The 19,494-nt window shown below is 37.1% G+C and carries 14 protein-coding genes and 1 pseudogene; 13 read left to right on the top strand and 2 right to left on the bottom strand.

What is annotated here, in order from left to right:
* Positions 1 to 458: 458 nt before the first annotated feature.
* From HNQ37_RS04235 to HNQ37_RS04225, 3 genes are read left to right on the top strand one after another with little or no spacing between them, the layout of a single operon-like run.
* Positions 459 to 971: an FMN-binding protein gene (locus HNQ37_RS04235; protein ID WP_183539610.1), complete on the top strand. Its 513-nt coding sequence runs from the start codon at positions 459 to 461 to the stop codon at positions 969 to 971.
* A gap of 1 nt (position 972) precedes the next feature.
* Complete coding sequence (locus HNQ37_RS04230) at positions 973 to 1,755, top strand: FAD:protein FMN transferase (protein WP_183539608.1); 783 nt, start codon at positions 973 to 975, stop codon at positions 1,753 to 1,755.
* A gap of 58 nt (positions 1,756 to 1,813) precedes the next feature.
* Positions 1,814 to 3,016: a ferric reductase-like transmembrane domain-containing protein gene (locus HNQ37_RS04225; RefSeq protein ID WP_183539606.1), complete on the top strand. Its 1,203-nt coding sequence runs from the start codon at positions 1,814 to 1,816 to the stop codon at positions 3,014 to 3,016.
* A 59-nt stretch (positions 3,017 to 3,075) separates the two neighbouring features.
* Here HNQ37_RS04225 and HNQ37_RS04220 read toward each other — a convergent pair.
* Positions 3,076 to 4,008: pseudogene (locus HNQ37_RS04220) on the bottom strand (IS30 family transposase).
* 282 nt (positions 4,009 to 4,290) lie between these two features.
* Here HNQ37_RS04220 and arcA point away from each other — a divergent pair.
* The 7 genes from arcA to HNQ37_RS04185 all read left to right on the top strand — a co-directional run bounded on the left by arcA (position 4,291) and on the right by HNQ37_RS04185 (position 12,981).
* The gene (gene arcA / locus HNQ37_RS04215; RefSeq protein WP_183539604.1) at positions 4,291 to 5,529 is read left to right on the top strand and encodes an arginine deiminase; all 1,239 of its coding nucleotides are present in this window, start codon (positions 4,291 to 4,293) and stop codon (positions 5,527 to 5,529) included.
* A gap of 43 nt (positions 5,530 to 5,572) precedes the next feature.
* Complete coding sequence (gene argF, locus HNQ37_RS04210; protein WP_183539602.1) at positions 5,573 to 6,622, top strand: ornithine carbamoyltransferase; 1,050 nt, start codon at positions 5,573 to 5,575, stop codon at positions 6,620 to 6,622.
* A gap of 66 nt (positions 6,623 to 6,688) precedes the next feature.
* Positions 6,689 to 8,281, top strand: coding sequence for a basic amino acid/polyamine antiporter (locus tag HNQ37_RS04205; protein ID WP_183539600.1), 1,593 nt, complete (start codon positions 6,689 to 6,691; stop codon positions 8,279 to 8,281).
* A 15-nt stretch (positions 8,282 to 8,296) separates the two neighbouring features.
* Positions 8,297 to 9,241, top strand: coding sequence for a carbamate kinase (gene arcC / locus HNQ37_RS04200; RefSeq protein WP_183539598.1), 945 nt, complete (start codon positions 8,297 to 8,299; stop codon positions 9,239 to 9,241).
* A gap of 73 nt (positions 9,242 to 9,314) precedes the next feature.
* On the top strand, positions 9,315 to 10,442 hold the full coding sequence (locus HNQ37_RS04195) for an aminotransferase (RefSeq protein ID WP_183539618.1): 1,128 nt from the start codon (positions 9,315 to 9,317) through the stop codon (positions 10,440 to 10,442).
* 30 nt (positions 10,443 to 10,472) lie between these two features.
* Positions 10,473 to 11,417 (top strand): carbamate kinase, encoded by a 945-nt coding sequence (gene arcC, locus HNQ37_RS04190; RefSeq protein WP_183539596.1) that lies wholly within the window; start codon positions 10,473 to 10,475, stop codon positions 11,415 to 11,417.
* A gap of 103 nt (positions 11,418 to 11,520) precedes the next feature.
* Complete coding sequence (locus tag HNQ37_RS04185) at positions 11,521 to 12,981, top strand: basic amino acid/polyamine antiporter (protein ID WP_183539593.1); 1,461 nt, start codon at positions 11,521 to 11,523, stop codon at positions 12,979 to 12,981.
* Between the two features lie 820 nt (positions 12,982 to 13,801).
* Here HNQ37_RS04185 and argS read toward each other — a convergent pair.
* Positions 13,802 to 15,499 (bottom strand): arginine--tRNA ligase, encoded by a 1,698-nt coding sequence (argS, locus tag HNQ37_RS04180; protein ID WP_183539591.1) that lies wholly within the window; start codon positions 15,497 to 15,499, stop codon positions 13,802 to 13,804.
* Positions 15,500 to 15,657: 158 nt separating this feature from the next.
* On the opposite strand from argS, the gene HNQ37_RS04175 reads away from it, so the two are divergent.
* From HNQ37_RS04175 to mutS, 3 genes are all read left to right on the top strand, one after another.
* Complete coding sequence (locus HNQ37_RS04175; RefSeq protein ID WP_183539589.1) at positions 15,658 to 16,125, top strand: arginine repressor; 468 nt, start codon at positions 15,658 to 15,660, stop codon at positions 16,123 to 16,125.
* Positions 16,103 to 16,447, top strand: coding sequence for a YlbF family regulator (locus tag HNQ37_RS04170; protein ID WP_183539586.1), 345 nt, complete (start codon positions 16,103 to 16,105; stop codon positions 16,445 to 16,447). Before HNQ37_RS04175 ends, HNQ37_RS04170 begins: the two co-directional genes overlap by 23 nt.
* Before the next feature lie 496 nt (positions 16,448 to 16,943).
* Positions 16,944 to 19,430: a DNA mismatch repair protein MutS gene (mutS, locus tag HNQ37_RS04165; RefSeq protein WP_183539584.1), complete on the top strand. Its 2,487-nt coding sequence runs from the start codon at positions 16,944 to 16,946 to the stop codon at positions 19,428 to 19,430.
* Positions 19,431 to 19,494: the final 64 nt, after the last annotated feature.

Here is a 19,494-nt window from a genome sequence, read left to right as displayed (position 1 = left end):
AAATGGGATTACCACTCACTTTACCAAGCACATCTTGGGCCTCAGGAGCTCAGGAGGAGCTTTAAAATATAAACAAAAATTCAGTTTTGAAGATTCACAGCCAATTATTTGACACTTACGACGTCGTTCAATCCGTGTTAAATGTTTGCCTTTTATGTTAGAATGATTTTGGATCTGAATTACTTTCTACTTACAATTTTTTCCAAATTCAAGTATAAAGGTTTCAGGTGCTTTTTTTTTCTTTAGGTGGCTGACTTAATATTATAATTTGCCATGAAGTCAGAATTTAAGTTATGATTAAGTTTTTATTAAGCTTGAGATTAGAAAAGCCTGATAATATTTATCAACAGGCTATTGAATAGTGGCATTTTCGCTTAAACGCATAGGTCCTCTATCCAAGTTCCTAGCTTCATTAAAATTTGAAAAATTAATAGATGAAATTAAAGAAAGACTTAAAGATGAAAAAATTAGTATCTATTATTGTAACGGCCCTGATTGGTTTGGTAGCAGTCGTTGATGGCTATTGGTTCTTTAGTAAAAATATAACAAAAACAACTACTTTAGCTACAGCCTCCTCGAGTTCTTCCGCTAGTCAAAGAAGTTCTTCAGTAACTTCTACGGTTCAAAGTTCTGATACTTTGGAAGCTTCTAGTGTTAGTGGGTCAAGCTCGACAGGTTCTTCTGGCTATAAAGATGGAACCTACACTGGAAAAAGTATAGCGACGCAGTGGGGTAATGTACAAGTACAAGTCACAGTTTCTAGCGGTCAAATCAGTAACATTATTATGCTCAAATCAACTTCTTCTGATGGCGCGGGTAGAAGCCATCAGATTGACTCTATTGCTGAACCTATCTATATCAGTGAAGCCAAGTCAGCGAATTCGGCCAATATTCAAGCCATATCAGGTGCAACTGAGACCTATGACGGTTTTACGAATTCTCTACAAAATGCGCTGACACAGGCGGTCTGATATGAAAATAACGATTAAACAGGTCAATCAGGGATATAAAATGATTAGCATTGTCTATTTGGGGATGGGAACAGCTTTTACGAGTCAGGTCGTTGTCAAAGATGAAAGTCCGGTTCCCGAAATTTTGTTTGCTCAAGGAGCTTTGGAAAAATGGTTGGAACATGTTGACGAAGTCTTTTCAACCTATAAGGAAAATTCAGAAGTAAGCAAATACAATCGTGGCGAAGTGGACTTCTTAAGTATGTCTGAGGAAATGCGCTTTGTCTATGTCTCATGTGCTCAGGCAAGTGAAGCAACTCATCATTCTTTTAATGCAATGCTTCCATCTGGGTACGATCCAAGCGGATTTGTTAAGGGTTGGGCAATTGAGGAAGGGTTTAATCGTTATTTAAGGCCATTACTTGATTTGAATAATGTCATAGGCGCAAATTTGAATGGTGGTGGAGATATGCAAATGGCCAGCAAAGAAGAGAGTGATTGGAATTTTGAAATTGCTGTTCTCGATCCTTTTGATAAAACGAAAATTATTGCAGAACTTTCGATGAAAAAAGGAGCAATTGCTACTTCGGGAATTTCAGAACGTGGAAACCATATTTTTGGAGCAGATAAAAATATTTTGCAGACAACCGTGATTGGAGTAAATTTACAAGAAGTAGACGTTTGGGCGACGGCTTTGATGGTTGATTTTAATTCTAAGATGCCTAACTATTTAAGAGCTTTTGAAGTGAACCGACACGGCATTATAGTAGAGAAAGAAGTAATAACAAATGCTAAAGAAACATAAATTTTGGTTAGGCCTCTTTTGGCTAATAACTATATTCATTATTCCTTTTCCTCTTATTTTGACAGCTACACAGGGGGTAACAGGTACGATTAACGCACCAATGACTTTGGGTATACAGATTGGAACAATTGCCTATGTATGGATGCTTTTGGTTATCGCAATTTCAGTAAAGCCACGTTGGTTAGATCGGTTGATAGGGCTACCCGAAATGTATTTTTTACACGGAATTGTTGGAACACTTGCTGTAGTCTTGGCTTTCTTTCATAAAGAACTTTCCCCTTCTACTGGGTTGATAAAATTAACTGGAGAGATCTCACTTTACTTATTTATTTCAATTTTGCTTTATTCAATTTTCTTTATGTCAAGTTGGCTGACTGGAAGAAGCCGTTTTGCTAACAAAGTTAAGAAATATTTAGAAAAGATTTTCAATTATGAGACTTCAATATGGTTACATCGATTAAATATTGTCGCAACCTTACTAGTCTTTGGACATGTGTTATTGATACCATATATTACATCAATTAAATCTTATATGTTTTGGTTCTATCTATACTCAGGTGTCACAGCTGTTGTCTATTTTAGCTATCATTTTATAAAACCATTGGCTTTTCATAATGGGAGGCTCATCTCAAATAGAAAATTAGCAGATAACATAACAGAACTTGTCGTTCAACTTAAAGGAAATATTGCTTATCGTGCCGGAGATTTTGCTTTTATTTCATTTCCGAATGATGAAGGCATGAAAGAAAAACATCCATTTTCAATTTTGCAGTATAATAAGCAGAAAAAACAGGTAACTTTTGCAATTCGAAATTATTCAGATTTCACAGGTAAATTAGATCAGTTAAAACTAAGAAGTCGAGTGAAGATTGATGGAAGTTATGGGCGGCTATATGAATCTTTACAAGAGCACATAAATCAAAATTTAGTTATGATTGGCTCAGGTCTAGGCTCTGTCCCACTTATATCAATTGTTATACATTTTGTTGGGAAACGTGAGATCACTTTTGTACGTGTGGCACATGAGCCAAAAGATCTTATATATGAAGAGTTCTTAAAAAGCTTATCTGATAGATATTCAAACTTCCACTATATATCTCAAATTGGTAGGTTATCAGAATATCAGATTGACCAATTTGCAAATGAAAAGTCTTATTTTCTGGTCGGAGGGTCCAATCAGATGATGAGTGGGACAATGACCATGCTCAAGAAAAAAGGTGTTAAATCTTCAAATGTTTATGGAGAAAAATTTAGTTTTTAAAAAAGTTGAGAATTATTTTCTCGACTTTTTAATTATTCTCAAATATTGGCAAATTGCAATTATAAGTTAGCCAGTCTTAACATCTGGTTCGAACTTTTATAAGTGAACATTTTTCTTGGATAAGAATTAATCCAACCTTCAATAAAGGTCACAAATTCTTTTGTCGTTGATCGTGTTCCCTTAGGCAAAAAACGTCGGATCATACGATTGTGGTTCTCATTTCTTCCACGCTCAAAGCTTGCATAGGTTATGACAATAATGAACCGAACAAGTTACTGCTTCACGAAGGCATGCAAATTCACGGCCATTATCCGAAGTAAGGGATTTGAACGTTATGGTTTGCTGGATTATCTTGAGTTCCATGTTAACAGATTGGGCAGACTTATCTGGAATCAATCGGATCAACTCTGAACGTGTCTTTCTTTCTGTAAGCGTTAGGAGACACTCCTCCTTCGCTTTTGTCAGAAGGACGGTATCAATCTCGTAATTTCCAAATTCTTCACGCTGGTTAATCACCTCAGGACGTTGTTCGGTGACCCATAAGGTCGCTTAGGCTGAGCTGACCGTAGTTTCTTCACCTGAGGATAAAGGAGATCATGGGTTTTCACATCCAGACGTCCCGCTTCAATCCAGTGATAGAGCGTTCGTAAACAGACAGGATGAGAAAGTTTATGAGAGAGGACTTCAAGTGATAATTTCTCCCGGACGCCTTTTGAAATCAGATCATTCAAAACCTTTGTGAACTTTGAGGGACGTCCACAATGCCTTCGACTTTTGTCATAGGAAGCTTGAGCCACCTCAGCGGAATACTTGGTCTTGGTCTTAAATTGAACCCGTCCCCGCTTGAGTTCATGATGAATCGTTTGTGGTGCCTTACCTAAGAGGCGTGCAATCTGATTGTCACTTCGGTGTCCCCTATTGTGCCAACGTTCAATTTGATGTCGTTCAATCAGTGTTAAATGTTTGCCTTTTGTATTAGAAGCATCTTGCATCTGAATCCTTTTCTACTTTATTTTTCCAAATTCAAGTATAAAGGTTTCAGGTGTTTTTTTCTTTCTTCAGGTGGCTAACTTAATTTTACAATTTGCCTTTTCTGATTTTTAAAATAATTTTTAAATAATCAATCATCATAAGGTGTCCATTTATTAAAAAATAATTGTGCTAATTTATGTATATGTCTATTTATTCTTGACATTATTGTATAAAAGTATTATATTATTGTTGTAATCGTTTTCAAAAATAGTTGTAACGATTAAATGAAAGGATTTATAAAAATGGATAATGCAATTAATGTCAATTCCGAAATTGGTAAGTTAAAAACTGTGCTCCTCCACAGACCTGGAGAGGAAGTTGAGAATATAACGCCAGATACAATGGATCGTCTTCTGTTTGATGATATTCCGTATTTGGAAATTGCTCAAAAGGAACATGACTTCTTTGCTCAAACTTTACGCGATACAGGAACGGAAGTATTGTACATTGAACAATTGATCGCAGAAACTTTGGATACATCTAAATTAGTTCGAGAAGGTTTTACTAGAAGATATCTTGAAGAACATGGATATTCAAGAGGCAAAACATTTGAGGGACTGGCAGAATATCTAAATTCATTTACCACTAAAGATTTTATTGAAAAAATATATGCTGGTGTTCAGAAAAAAGAAATTGAAATTCCTCATGAAGTGTTGTCAGACATGGCTGGTAGTGATGCAGAAAAATTATTTTATCTTGATCCTCTGCCCAACGCTTATTTTACACGGGATCCTCAAGCTTCCATGGGTATTGGTATGACAGTAAACCGTATGACTTTTGCCGCTCGTCAACCAGAATCACTTTTGACAGAATATGTTTTGAATCATCATCCACGTTTCGCAGGTAAAGTTCCTGTGTGGCGCAATCGTAATCATCAAACTCGAATTGAGGGTGGAGATGAATTGATCCTTAGTAAAAATGTTGTGGCAATTGGGGTCTCTGAAAGAACTTCAAGTAAATCTATTCAACAATTAGCACTTGAATTGTTCAAGAATCCACTATCAACCTTTGATACTGTATTGGCAGTCGAAATTCCGCATAACCATGCTATGATGCACTTGGATACAGTTTTTACAATGATTAATCGTGACCAGTTTACAGTTTTTCCTGGAATCTTCCACGGTGATGGATCAATTAATACATTTATTTTAACTCCCGGCAAGCAAGCAGATGAAATTAAGATTGAGCATCTAACGGATCTTGAAGCCGCGTTAAAGAGAGTTTTGAATTTAACAGAGCTTGATTTAATAGAGTGTGGTGGTGGTGACTCTATCATAGCACCGCGTGAGCAGTGGAATGATGGATCAAATACACTTGCCATTGCCCCTGGAGAAATTGTAACTTATGATCGTAACTATATCACGATTGAATTGCTTAAGAAACATGGCGTTAAAGTTCACGAAATCTTATCGTCGGAATTGGCTCGTGGTCGTGGAGGAGCACGTTGTATGTCACAACCACTTTGGCGCGAAGACTTATAGAAAAAATCAATATTTTAAATAATACAAACACAAAGGAAGAAAAATGGAAGAAGCAAAAATAAACTCAGTATTTCAAGGTCGTAGCCTTTTAGCAGAGAAGGACTTTACCCCTGCAGAAATTAACTATCTTGTAGATTTTGGAATTCACCTCAAGGCATTAAAGAAAAATCGAATCCCACATCGCTATCTTGAGGGACGTAACATAGCCCTACTTTTCGCGAAGACATCTACGCGTACACGTGCTGCTTTTACAACAGCATCTATTGATTTGGGAGCTCACCCTGAGTATCTTGGAAAAGATGATATCCAACTAGGAATCAAAGAATCAACAGAGGACACTGCAAGAGTATTGGGTTCTATGTTTGATGCCATTGAACGCCGAGGCTTCTCACAACAAGAAGTTGAAGATTTAGCAAAATACTCTGGTGTTCCAGTTTGGAATGGTTTGACCGATCAATGGCACCCAACTCAGATGATTGCAGACTTCATGACAGTTAAAGAAGAATTTGGTCATCTTAAGGGCCTTACTCTTGTCTATGTAGGTGATGGACGCAATAATATGGCGAATAGTTTGATCGTAACTGGGTCGATGCTTGGGGTCAATGTGCACATTGTTGCCCCTGACAGTCTGCATCCGAGTCAAGAAGTCATGGATATTGCTAATGATTTTGCAGTAAAATCAGGAGCTAAACCACTTGCCACTTCGAGTATTGAAGAGGGGGTTAAAGGTGCAAACATTATCTACTCAGACGTCTGGGTATCAATGGGAGAAAGCAATTGGGAGGAACGCGTTAAACTTCTCACGCCATATCGTATCACCATGAATATGATGGAACTAACTGGCAACACAGAAAATGGTAAATTAATCTTTATGCACTGTTTACCTGCCTTCCATGACACGGATACTAAGTATGGCAAAGAAATTAAAGAGCAATATGGGTTGACTGAAATGGAAGTTACTGATGAAGTCTTCCGTAGTAAGTTTGCCCGTCAGTTTGAAGAAGCAGAAAATCGTATGCACTCAATCAAGGCAATTATGGCAGCTACACTTGGTAATCTCTTCATTCCAGCAGTACCACAAGATTGGGAATAATATTTTGGCTTGAGATATTTGTCATTTTGATGGGTTTCTCAAATTATAGAAAAGGATTATTACATTATGGAAGCAAATAAAAAGGGAATTGGTCTAGTTGCTTTAGTTGCACTAATCGTCTCAGGAGCAATTGGAGGTGGTGTATTCAACCTTCCTAATAGCTTGGCGTCTGGTGCGACAGCAGGTGGTGCTCTTGTTTCGTGGTTAATTGTTGGGCTAGGGATTTTATTCTTGGTACTTACTTTTAATTATTTAATTGTTAATAAGCCAGAATTATCTGGCGTTTCAGACTATGCTCGTGCTGGATTTGGGGATCTAGTTGGGTTTATTTCTGGTTGGGGTTACTGGTTATCGGCATGGTTAGGAAATATTGCCTTTGCTGTACTTCTTATGACATCTGTTGATTTCTTCTTCAAGGGAACATTTGCCAATAAGAATGGATCTTTGACGATTCTTTCAGTTGTTGTTGTTTCACTAGTCATGTGGGGCTTGACCATTCTTGTTTCACGTGGAGTCGAGGGAGCAGCTGTGATTAATGCCATTGTTTTGATTGCAAAATTGATCCCACTTTTAATTTTTGCTATTGCTGCCATTGTTTCTTTCAGGGCTGGTGTGTTTACAGAGCATTTTTGGCAAAATGTGTCAGTGAATGCTGACATGTCAAAATTTACTTTTTCAGCTATGACGGGTTCTGGATTTATGAGCCAATTTTCAAGCTCTTTGATGGTTATGATTTGGGTTTTTGTTGGTATTGAAGGTGCTGCTATGATGGGGGATCGTGCGAAGAAAAAATCTGATGCAGGTCGTGCCACGATTCTCGGCTTAATTAGCTTAATTGTTATCTATGTTCTACTTTCTATTTTACCTTATGGATTTATGGACCAAAAGACTTTAGCAAATGTTGCTGCTCCAGGACTTATAAATATTTTGAATGCCATGGTAGGAGGTTGGGGCGGTTCATTAATGGCGATAGGCCTTATTATTTCTCTCCTCGGTGCTTGGTTATCTTGGACAATGTTGCCAGTGGAGGCTACTACACAATTAGCAAAGCAAAAGCTTTTGCCAAAATGGTTTGGTAAACTTAATAAAAACAACGCACCATTTAATGCTTTAATGTTAACAGGACTGCTGATGCAGGTTTTCATTATTATGACTTATTTCTCTGCAAATGCCTATAATGTGTTCGTGTATCTATGCACAGCTGTCATCATGATTTGTTATACCTTGGTTGGCTTTTATATGATGAAACTTGGCTTTCAGGAAAAGAAGACTTCTAATATTATTATTGGATTCTTAGCTGGTATTTTTCAAGTTTACGCCCTTTATTTATCAGGATGGATCTTTATCTGGGCAGCGACAATTATCTATATCATTGGATTTGCCTTCTTTACAATTGCAAAAACAGAAAACGGTCAAAAAGTCGGAAAAGGAAATATCATCGCTTCTGCAATTATTACGCTCCTAGCTATTTTTGCAGATATTGATTTGCTTGCATCTTGGGGGGGGAATCTTGATATACGTGGAAATTTAGGAATTGATCCATCAAGTATGGTTATGGTATATTTATTGACAGCTATCTTGGTAATGGGTATTGGTGCATTAATTTATAGTATTATAAAAAACAATGCTGTTAAAAAGGTTGAACTTAAAGATGCTTAAAAATAGGAGAATGAGATGGTAAGACGTATCTTAGTAGCCTTGGGGGGGAATGCTATCTTAACGGATGACCCCACTGCAAAGGCGCAACAACTTGCTTTAGAAAAAACAGCTGAACTGCTAATTCCACTTATTAAAGATAATAATGTAGAAATTATTGTCACTCACGGAAATGGGCCACAAGTTGGTAACCTCTTGTTGCAACAATTAGCAACAGATTCAAAAAAAAATCCAGCAATGCCACTTGATACGGCAGTTGCGATGACTCAAGGACAAATTGGTTATTGGGCGCTTCAAGCCTTCACTAAAGCGTTAAAAAAGAATGGTATGGGCCAAGTTGATGTTCTTCCAGTCATAACACGTACATTAGTAGACAAGAATGATCCAGCATTCGAGAAACCTTCAAAACCAATTGGTCCTTTTTACGATAAATCAGGAGTCAATGAGTTGCTTAAAACTTATCCGGAGTGGACTTTTGTTGAAGACTCTGGAAGAGGCTACCGTCGAGTCGTTCCATCACCAAAACCAAAAGGGTTTATCGAATCAAAAGCCTTGGCAGCAATGGTTTCAATGACAGTTCTTCCAATTATCTCAGGAGGTGGCGGGGTTCCAGTTGTTCAAACTGAGGACGGTTATGAAGGAGTTGAAGCAGTTATTGATAAGGACTTTTCAGCTGCAAGGTTAGCAGAATTAATTGAAGCTGATGATCTTTTGATTCTGACCGCGGTAGACAATGTTTATGTCAACTTCAACAAGTTGGATCAACAAAAGCTTGAGATTGTGACTATGGCTGAGATAAACAATTATATTGAACAAGGCCAATTTGCAGCTGGGTCAATGTTACCAAAGGTTCAAGCCGCAATAGAATTTGTGGCTTGCACTGGACATGCAGCTACAATTACTTCACTGGATAACCTGGCAAGCTTTTTAGCTACTGGCTCTGGTACTAGAATTGTTCCTTAAGATAGATAAAATCAAAAACTGTTGCAACACTGAATCAAAGAGTCTGTAACAGTTTTTTTTAGAGGTAGAAATGATGAATCTTGTACAATTTGGATGTGAGGATTGGTTAAATAATTGGGAAAAATCAGCCAAAATTGATATTGCTCAGTCAACGATATCATCCTTAACTTTAGAAGATATTTTGAATCTTGAACCAGATTCTGGAGTGGCTATTCTAGAAAAATTAAAAAAAGAAACTTTTTCATACGGTTGGATTGAGGGCTCACCCCAATTCAAAAATGAAGTCTCAAAACTTTACAAGAATATCAAGACGGATAATATTTTATCAACAAATGGTGCAACAGGTGCTAACTTCATAGCGGTTCTTGGATTGATTGAGCCTGGAGATCACGTCATCGCTGAGTATCCAACTTATCAACAGCTTTATGATTGGCCGAGGACTTTGGGGGCAGAGGTTGATTATTGGAATGTGTATGAAGAAGAAGACTGGCACCCTCGCCTTGAAGAGCTCCGTGCTCTTGTTAAAAAAAATACAAAATTGATTTGTATCAACAACGCTGCTCAGCCAACAGGTGCTATTTTGAACACTGTATTCTTGAAAGAAGTAGTTGAAATTGCTCGTTCAGTTGGTGCATATATTTTATCAGATGAGGTTTATCTTCCCTTAAATTCAGAAATAGATTATAGCCCAATTGCTGATCTTTATGATAAGGGAATTTCGACTAACTCATTGTCAAAGACCTACTCAGTTCCAGGCATTCGGGTTGGTTGGATAGCTACTAAAGACGATTTTCTTGTCAATAATATCCGAAAAATTCGTGACTACACATTGATATGCACGGGAGTTTTTGATGATGCAATTGCTGCTTTAGTTTTGAAACATAAGGACAAAGTATTATGTCGTTCACGTTCAATTGTTTTGAATAATTTGGCTATATTAAAGGCTTGGGTTGAAAATGAGCCCCTGGTTTCAATGATCTATCCAGACATGGTATCGGTCAGTTTTGTAAAATTTGAAAAATTGGCTCCAGAAAGAACAGAAGAGTTTGCTGAGTATCTTCTAAAGGAAAAAGGAGTACTTATTGTTCCAGGTAATCGTTTTGATATGCCTGGACATGCACGAATTGGATATTGCACTGATGAAAAAACCCTGCGCACAGGTCTGGAATTACTGTCAGAAGCATTACGCGAATTTAAATAATTAATTTAGATAGATTGGAAATATAATATTATGATGCGACGTATAGTTGTTGCTTTGGGAGGAAATGCTATTCTTGCAAGTGATCCATCAGCAAACGCTCAACAACTTTCCCTTGAAAATACAGCTGAGCAGTTAATGCCACTGGTTATTGACAAAAATGTGGAGTTGATTATTACTCATGGCAACGGTCCTCAAGTTGGTAACCTTCTCCTCCAACAATTGGGATCCGACTCTGAAAAGAACCCCGCAATGCCACTTGATACTGTTGGTGCAATGACTCAAGGTCAAATTGGTTATTGGATGGGGCAAGCCTTTACGAAAGCTTTTGATAAGCATGGGTTGAAAAAGCCATTTGTCTCTATTGTGACTCGTACAGTTGTTGAGGCTACTGATCCTGCTTTTACTCACTTGACCAAGCCAATTGGTCCCTTTTACACAGAAGAAGAATCAGAAAAGTTAAAATCTCAAAACCCAGATTGGCAAATCGTTGAAGATGCTGGTCGCGGTTATCGTCGTGTTGTTGCTTCACCACTTCCGGTTGAGATGCTTGAAGCTGATGTGATTGAGCCTCTTCTAAATGCTGGAGCACTTGTTTGTGTATCTGGTGGGGGTGGCATTCCAGTAATCAAGGTTGAGAGAGGTTATCAAGGTGTTGAAGCCGTGATTGACAAAGATTTCTCAGCAGCTAAATTAGCAGAGCTTGTTGGAGCTGATGAATTGGTAATATTTACATCTGGTGGCGATGTTTATTTGAACTATGGTAAGCCAAGTCAATCTCTATTGACCGAAGTTACCTCATCTGAAATGAACAGTTACATTAACGATGGCTACTTCGCGGAAGGTTCAATGAAGCCAAAAGTGGCTGCTGCCACTTTATTTGCTGAGCGCACAGGTAAGATTGCCACAATTACTTCACTTGATAATGTGAAAAACTTTGTTAAAAATGGTGCTGGAACTCGAATAATTGGTAGTTAATAGTAAATAACGAGATAAGTTATCAAACGTACTTTTTGAAGGATTTTTTAATATGTTATAATCACCTTGATTTCACTAATAAAAATTATAGAATAGAATAAATATGCAAAAAAAACAAAAAGGTATCGGATTATTTGCCCTCATTGCAGTAATTGTCAGTTCAGCCATTGGTGGTGGTGTATTTAATTTAACAAATTCTTTGGCGATAGAAGCAACACCAGGTGGTGTCGTTATTAGTTGGTTTTTTGTAGGTGTAGGTATAGTTGCTTTGGTACTTTGTTTGAATTATTTAGTCTTAAAAATGCCGGAATTAAGTGGTTTGTCAGACTATGCTCGTGCAGGATTTGGTGATTTTGTTGGTTTTCTTTCTGGTTGGGGTTACTACTTATCAAGCTGGTTCGGAAATATTGCCTTTGCTGTATTACTTATGCAGACAATGGCTTATTTCATACCTAGTTTTCAGACAGCCAAAGGATCACTGACTCTAATATCAATTGTTGTAGTTTCGATTATTTCTCTAGGAATGACAATTATCGTTGTCTATGGGGTTGAGTCTGCAGCCTTTATTAATGCAGTTATTTTGGTTGCCAAATTGGTACCCCTAGGTTTTTTCACGATAGTAGCTGTGCTTAGCTTTAAGGCAGGTCTCTTTACGGCCCATTTCTGGGGTAATGTAGTAAAAAATGCTCAGGGACTTTTATTTGTCAGCGATAAGCTATCGGCCACTGATTTATTGGGACAGGTAAAGAGCTCTTTGATGGTTATGGTTTTTCTATTTGTTGGGGTCGAGGGAGCGGCGATGATGAGTAACCGTGCTAAGAAAAAAGATGACGCTGGTCGTGCCAGCGTGTTGGGTGTTATTATCTTGTTGGCTATTTATATTATTCTTTCTCTCCTACCTTTTGGCTATTTGAATCAATCTGCTTTGGCAAAGCTTCAAACTCCTGGACTTGTTTATATCATGAAACAAATGGTAGGGACTTGGGGAAGTGCTGTTATGGCGGTAGGACTGATAATCTCAATTATGGGAGCTTGGCTGGCATGGACAATGCTACCAGTTGAAGCAACCTCTCAGATGGCAGAGCAACGTTTGTTGCCAAATTGGTTTGATAAGCGCAACAAGTATAATGCACCAAGTAATTCGCTTTGGCTAACCGAAATTATTGTTCAGATTTTTATTGTTGTCACTTATTTCTTTACAAATGCCTACATAGTTTTTGTCAATCTTTGTACGGCAGCTATTATGATTTGTTATGCTCTTGTTGGACTTTACGTTATAAAGTTGGGGATTCAGAAAAAACAGGCTGAAATTGGAGCTTTTGGTGCTGTTGCCTTGGTTTTCCAACTCTTAGCTCTCTACCTAAGTGGTTGGGAATATATCTGGCTAACAACCTTGCTCTATACAATTGGGTTTGCACTGTATATAATTGCTCGGCGGGAACATAAGCTCAAGATTCATAGAAATGAGTGGTTAGCAATGTTTCTAATTGCACTCTTAGCAATTCTAGCCTTGTTTGGCCTGATAGGAAACTGGATTAATTTGAGATCATCTTTAGGACTCTAATTTTTGGAATATGTATTTACTAAAACTTTTGCAAGCTTATTTTGGCAGAAGTTTTTCTATATGTGAACCATGTTGGATTAAACGCAGTGGCGATAGTTTGCTTTTACATACTCTGAATTCCTGAGAAGCCACATCTGTCACGGATAAACTAGCTGTGGAAGCGAGGTATCTGTCCTGCCAACTCACCAAACAATTACAACATAGTGATATTTTCAAAACATTCTGCACTCGTAACGGAAATAATCAAAACATGGAAATCTAAAATTTCTTCTGCTATTTTTTAGCACAGCTAGTAATAAGCGTTAAGAGAGTTATCAAAACAGGGTTGAGAATTTTTCACGACTTTTGAAGCAATTTATGATAGAGTCAATACTGCTTTAATATAAACTAGTTTGGTTAACTAACTTAGAAAGTCACCTGCAACAGTAATTGAATTAAACTTCTATCGAACCATCATTCTATGGTTGCCGTTTTCAACCCATAGATAGTTATCATAATAATATCCCAAACATACCCAGAGAATTCGTTATCAAGACTTTGTATGTGCTAGAGATGCTGTTACCAAATTTTTAGTTGTAATATGCGTCTGAAAGGGTGAACTAAGTTAGAACTGGTATATCCGCGATAGAAATAAAGAAAATTGTGAACGCCGAAAGATTTGGAACTTTTTCTTTGCCGTTTTATAAGAAAATTTTCATTAAATTGTTTTAGATAAAGCGCATATATTTATATTTTATAGGTTTGCATATTAAAAGTAAAAAAGTGAGCAGATCGCACACTAATATTTATTGTTAAAATTTATAAAAAGTTAAAATGTATTTTACATTTCTTCAGGAGACTCTATACCGAGAAGTCGAAGGGATTCTTTAAGAATAACAGAAACAGCATAGATCAAAGTCAAACGGCTTTCACGCTCAGAAGTTTCATCAAGGATGCGTACATGTGCATAATAACGGTTGAATGACTGAGCTAAGTTGATCACGTATTTAGCGAGGATACTTGGCTCATACTTATCTGCTGCTCTTTTTACAGTAGTAGGGAAGTCTTTCAATAAAGTGATAAGTTCCCAATGTTCACTACCATTTTCCAAAAAGCTGAGTTGAAGATTGAGATTAACCTTAAAATTGGCTTTTCTCAGAATAGACTGAATACGAGCGTTCGCGTATTGGACATAGGGGCCTGTTTCTCCTTCAAAACTAACCATCTTTTCAAGATTAAAGTCATAGCCATTCATGCGATCTGTTTTAAGATCATAAAATTTAATAGCCCCAACTCCGACTTGAGTGGCAACTTTTTCTTTATTGGCAAGTTTAGGATTTTTATCATTGATTTGCTTTAAAGAACGTTCAATTGCTTCATCAATTGTTGGCTCAAGTAAGATAACATTGCCTTTACGAGTAGAAAGTTTTTTTCCGTCTTTAGTGACTAAGCCGAAAGCGACATGTACCATATCATCTGACCATGCGTATCCCATTTCCTTAAGGACTGCCTTTAGTTGTTTGAAGTGACCAGACTGTTCATTGCCAACAACGTAAATAGATTTTGCAAAATCATAAGTTCTTTTGCGATAGAGAGCAGCAGCCAAATCACGTGTAATATAAAGAGTAGCCCCATCTGATTTTTTGATCATAGCTGGGTTGAGATTGTATTTTTGAAGGTCAACGATTGAAGCACCTTGTGACTCGATAAGTAATCCCTTTTTTTCAAGAAGATCAACAATTTCATCCATTTTATCGTTGTAGAATGCTTCGCCATTCATAGAGGCAAAGCTAACGTTCATTTTGTCATATATACGTTGAAACTCAATAAGTGATTCATCCCGGAACCATTGCCAGAGAGCAAGGGCTTCCTTGTCGCCATTTTCTAGTTTCAGGAACCAAGCTCTGGCTTCTTCGTCAAGCTGGGGATTGGTTTCTGCTTCTGCGTTGATTTTTACATACAATTTTAAGAGTTCATCAATAGGATGAGCTTTTACGGCTTCTTCGTCTCCCCATAATTCATAGGCCGTGATAAGCATACCAAACTGTTTACCCCAGTCACCGAGGTGATTAATACGAACAGGAATATAACCTAATTTTTCATAGATAAAGGCGATTGAGTCAGCAATAACTGTAGAACGGAGATGACCAATACCGAAGGGTTTAGCAATATTAGGTGAAGACATATCAAGAGTGACATTTCGCCCTTGGCCAATGTTTTGATTGCCATAGCTTCCAGATTTGTCTACAATTTCATTAATAACATCTGAAGCAACAGCGTTTTTGTCAAGGAAGAAGTTAATGTAGGAACCAGTAGCTTCAATCTTTTCAAATGAACTTACATCTATTTTCTCGGCGAGTTCAGTGGCAATAATTTGTGGAGATTTGTGTAGCTTCTTTGCTAATGAAAAAGTTGGAAAGGCAATATCACCCATTTCAATATTTTTTGGTGATTCAAGAAGCTCATAGATTTTATCACTAGTCAGTTCATCATTAAGTTCCTTAGCAATAACTTGAGCAACGATTTTTTTTTCGTTCATTTGAAAAATTTCTCCATAATTTTTTCAGCGGTCATTGAAAGGTTACAAAATAAGAAGCTGAAAATTCTAAATATATTGATCATAAAAATACTCAAAATAGCTGTAAAATACAGCTTTTTTGTGATTATTATATCATAAATTATGGTATAATATTGGAAATGAAAATTGGTAAACAAACACAAGAAGATCGACGCCAACTTATAATAGATGTTATAAAAGAAAAACACATTTCTACACAGGCTGAGCTCTCAAAAGAACTTGGAGAACTTGGGGTTAAGGCTACACAGGCAACTCTTTCTCGCGATATAAGTGAATTGGGAATTGTGAAATTTCGACACGGTAATGAGAATTTCTATGGAATTTATAATTCAAACCAAAGACTAATAAATCTCAATATCACATATCGTTCTCAGATACTCTCCGCTCAAAGTGTCATGTTTATGGTGATTTGCCGCACAGAACTTGGAGAGGCATCAATCTTAGCAGATGAGATTGATGGCCAAAATAAAGCAGAAATTCTTGGAACTTTAGCAGGAGCGGATACGCTTTTTATAGTTTGCGATAGTGTTGATTCAGCTAATGCTCTTTTGAAAGAAATTCAAGATGCTCTCAAAAAAACTGTCTGAATTAATTTCTGAACTTGATTATGTTCAGGAATTTAAGCGTTCTGAAGAGTTACTTCGATCTGATGAGAAACTTTGGTCAGATTATCAGTTGATGAAAAAACTTCAGAAAGACGCAATTTTATTTAAACAGATTGGAAAGTTTCAAGCCTTCAAAGAAACCTCTTTCCAAGCTCAAAGGCTTGAAAAAACTTTGAAGTTAAATTCAGAAGTGCAGAATTATGTTAATAAAATGATAGACACAGATGATCTCTTAACATATGTTACCGGAGAAATCGAGCGTAAAGTCAATGATGGCTTACTTGCTATGGAAGCTTCCCATTGAAGAAACAAGACGACTCTATAAAACAGAGATTATAAAAATCTTAAAATGAGAGAACTTAATATAAACTGATAATTTGAAACGTAATTTATGGCGTAGCATTGAAAAGTTTGAGTTTTTAATGCCGAGATGAAAGATGTTTTGCCTATTATCCTCCCTTAAGGTGAGACAATAGGCTATTTTTTTTACTCTTATTGGGTAAAAAAGGTAAAACAAAACTGCATAACCATAACAGTCCTTGTCATACTTAAAGTGGAACGCTTTTATGAGAATTTTCAACTTCATGTTTCAAAACAGTTAAAAGAAGAAATCCAACTCTTTAGCAAAGTAATATTAACACTCTCTGACATGACTAGAAACCGTAAACTTGCAATCTATTATTTCTACTGAATCTTAAAATAGCAAGATCACTCAAACAATTTGTTTAAAGAAGATGCGACACTTTGAATTCATTCAGTTAGATTTTGTTTTACTTTCATTAATGTTATAATTAAAATTAATGGATTTTATAACACAGGAAAAAATATCACCAGGTATGCAACAATATTTAGACGTCAAAAAAGATTATCCAGACGCCTTTTTGCTTTTTCGAATGGGAGATTTTTATGAGCTATTTTATGAGGATGCGGTAAATGCTGCCCAGATTTTAGAATTAACTTTGACTTCACGCAATAAAAATGCGGATAATCCCATTCCAATGGCGGGTGTACCTCATAAATCGGTCATGGAATATGTTGAGAAATTAGTTAATCTTGGCTATAAAGTAGCAATAGCTGACCAATTAGAAAATCCCAAAGATGCAATTGGGGTTGTTAAACGTGGTGTGACTCAGGTAATTACACCTGGAACAACAGTTGACACTCTTTCTTCAAGTGATAACAACTTCCTGGTCGGAATTGATAAAGTGGCAGATAATTTTACGTTGGCTTATTTGGATTTGGCAACGGGTGAATTTAAAAGAACCGAGTTGGTAAATTTTGCAGCTGTTTGTGGTGAAATTGCTTCTTTAAGAGCACGTGAGGTCGTGGTTGGGTTTAATCTCTCTGATGAACAGAGAGAAGTTTTGACAAAGCAACACAATCTCCTAATTTCAGAAGAATTCACAGGTGAAGATGTTTGCGAAAAACTTATGAATTATGTGTCACGGACTCAGCTAAGAGATTTGACTCATATTCAGGAGGCTGTTCATTATGAAATCGCAGATTTTCTTCAAATGGACTATGCAACAAAGACTGCACTGGAGCTTACTATAAATAAGCGCGATGGGAAGAAGTTTGGGACCTTGTATGGGTTACTTGATGCGACAAAGACTGCCATGGGAACGCGAATGCTTAAATCTTGGATTGAACATCCCCTGATCGATTTAGCTCGAATTCAGAAGCGTCAAGGAATTGTTACCGCACTCATTGAAAACTTTTTTGAACGAGCCGACTTGATTGAGGCTTTAAAAGGTGTTTATGATCTGGAACGTTTGGCTTCCAGGGTATCTTTTGGTAAAGCCGTCCCAATTGACTTGTTGCAACTTTCTAATTCATTGTCAAATGTTCCAGCAATTCGCAATGTGATGAAAGTCATGGGAAGTGAGTTGCTTCTGGATATAATATCCAATTTGGATGAGATTCCAGAGCTTTCAAACCTAATTAATGCCGCTATTGATGAAAATGCGCAACGCAGTATTACCGAAGGTGGCATTATCAAGAAAGGCTATAATGCACAACTTGATAAGTATCGTGAAGCCTTAACAGAAGGAAATACTTGGCGGCTTGAACTGGAAGCTAAAGAAAAGGAAAAAACTGGGATTTCTGGCTTGAAGATTGAATATAATCGTCAAGATGGCTTTTATTTCCATGTCACGAATTCTCAACTTGATCGAGTACCCAGTTATTTTATCTACAAAAAGGCTCTGAAAAGCGCGACTCGTTACACTACGCCAGATCTTGAGGCAATTGAAATAACTGTTTTAGAAGCTCAAGAAAAATCTTCAAATTTGGAATATACTCTTTTCCAAAAAGTTCGAGAACAAATTATAAAGTATATAAATCGATTACAAGTTCTTGCTGCAACAGTGGCCGAGATTGATTGCTTACAGAGTTTGGCAACAGTAGCTGAAAAGTATAACTATACTTGCCCGCTGCTAAATGAGACCTCACATGAAGTAAAAATTGATAAGGGACGTCATGCAGTAATTGAAGCCGTCATGGGAGATCAAGAATATGTTGCAAACGATATTCATTTATTTGATGGGACAAATATTCAACTGATTACTGGACCGAATATGTCCGGAAAATCGACCTACATGCGACAATTTGCATTGCTCGTGATTTTGGCTCAAATCGGATCTTATTTGCCTGCTGAAGCAGCAGAGATGCCAGTTTTTGATGCAATTTTTACGCGGATAGGTGCCTCAGATAATTTAATTGGTGGTGAATCTACCTTTATGGTCGAAATGTCAGAGGCAAATCAAGCAATTCAACATGCAACTGCTAACTCGTTGATCCTGTTTGATGAACTTGGCCGGGGGACTGCAACATATGATGGTATGGCATTGGCTCAGGCCATTATTGAATATATTCATGATCATATTCATGCCAAGACTCTTTTTGCAACTCATTATCATGAGTTGACAAGCCTTGACAAAACTTTAAAAGACTTGACTAATGTCCACGTTTCTACTTTGGAACAGAATGGTGAAGTTGTCTTTTTGCATAAGATTTCAGATGGTCCTGCAGATAAGTCCTATGGTATTCATGTTGCTAAAATTGCAGGATTGCCAAATGACTTGTTGACAAGAGCTGATGTGATTCTCCAAAAGCTTGAGAATCAATCTCCTAATCTCGTCAACTCAGGAAATTCAGAGCAAATGGAACTTTTCACTTTTGATTCAAAGGAATCAGAAGTTGAAATAGCTTTGGAGGCTCTTGATATAATGAATATGACACCAATTGAAGCGATGAACCAATTGGTCAAGCTAAAAGAATTGTTGTAAATTATTTCAAAAATAGAATCAGAACTTTTTTCAAGTAAAAAAGGAATGCGAGGAGGAGTTTTCA

The organism is Lactovum miscens, assembly GCF_014202895.1.
GTDB lineage: Bacteria > Bacillota > Bacilli > Lactobacillales > Streptococcaceae > Lactovum > Lactovum miscens.
The sequence above is the reverse complement of the archived record's forward strand: the minus strand, read 5'-3'. Positions and strand labels throughout refer to the sequence as shown.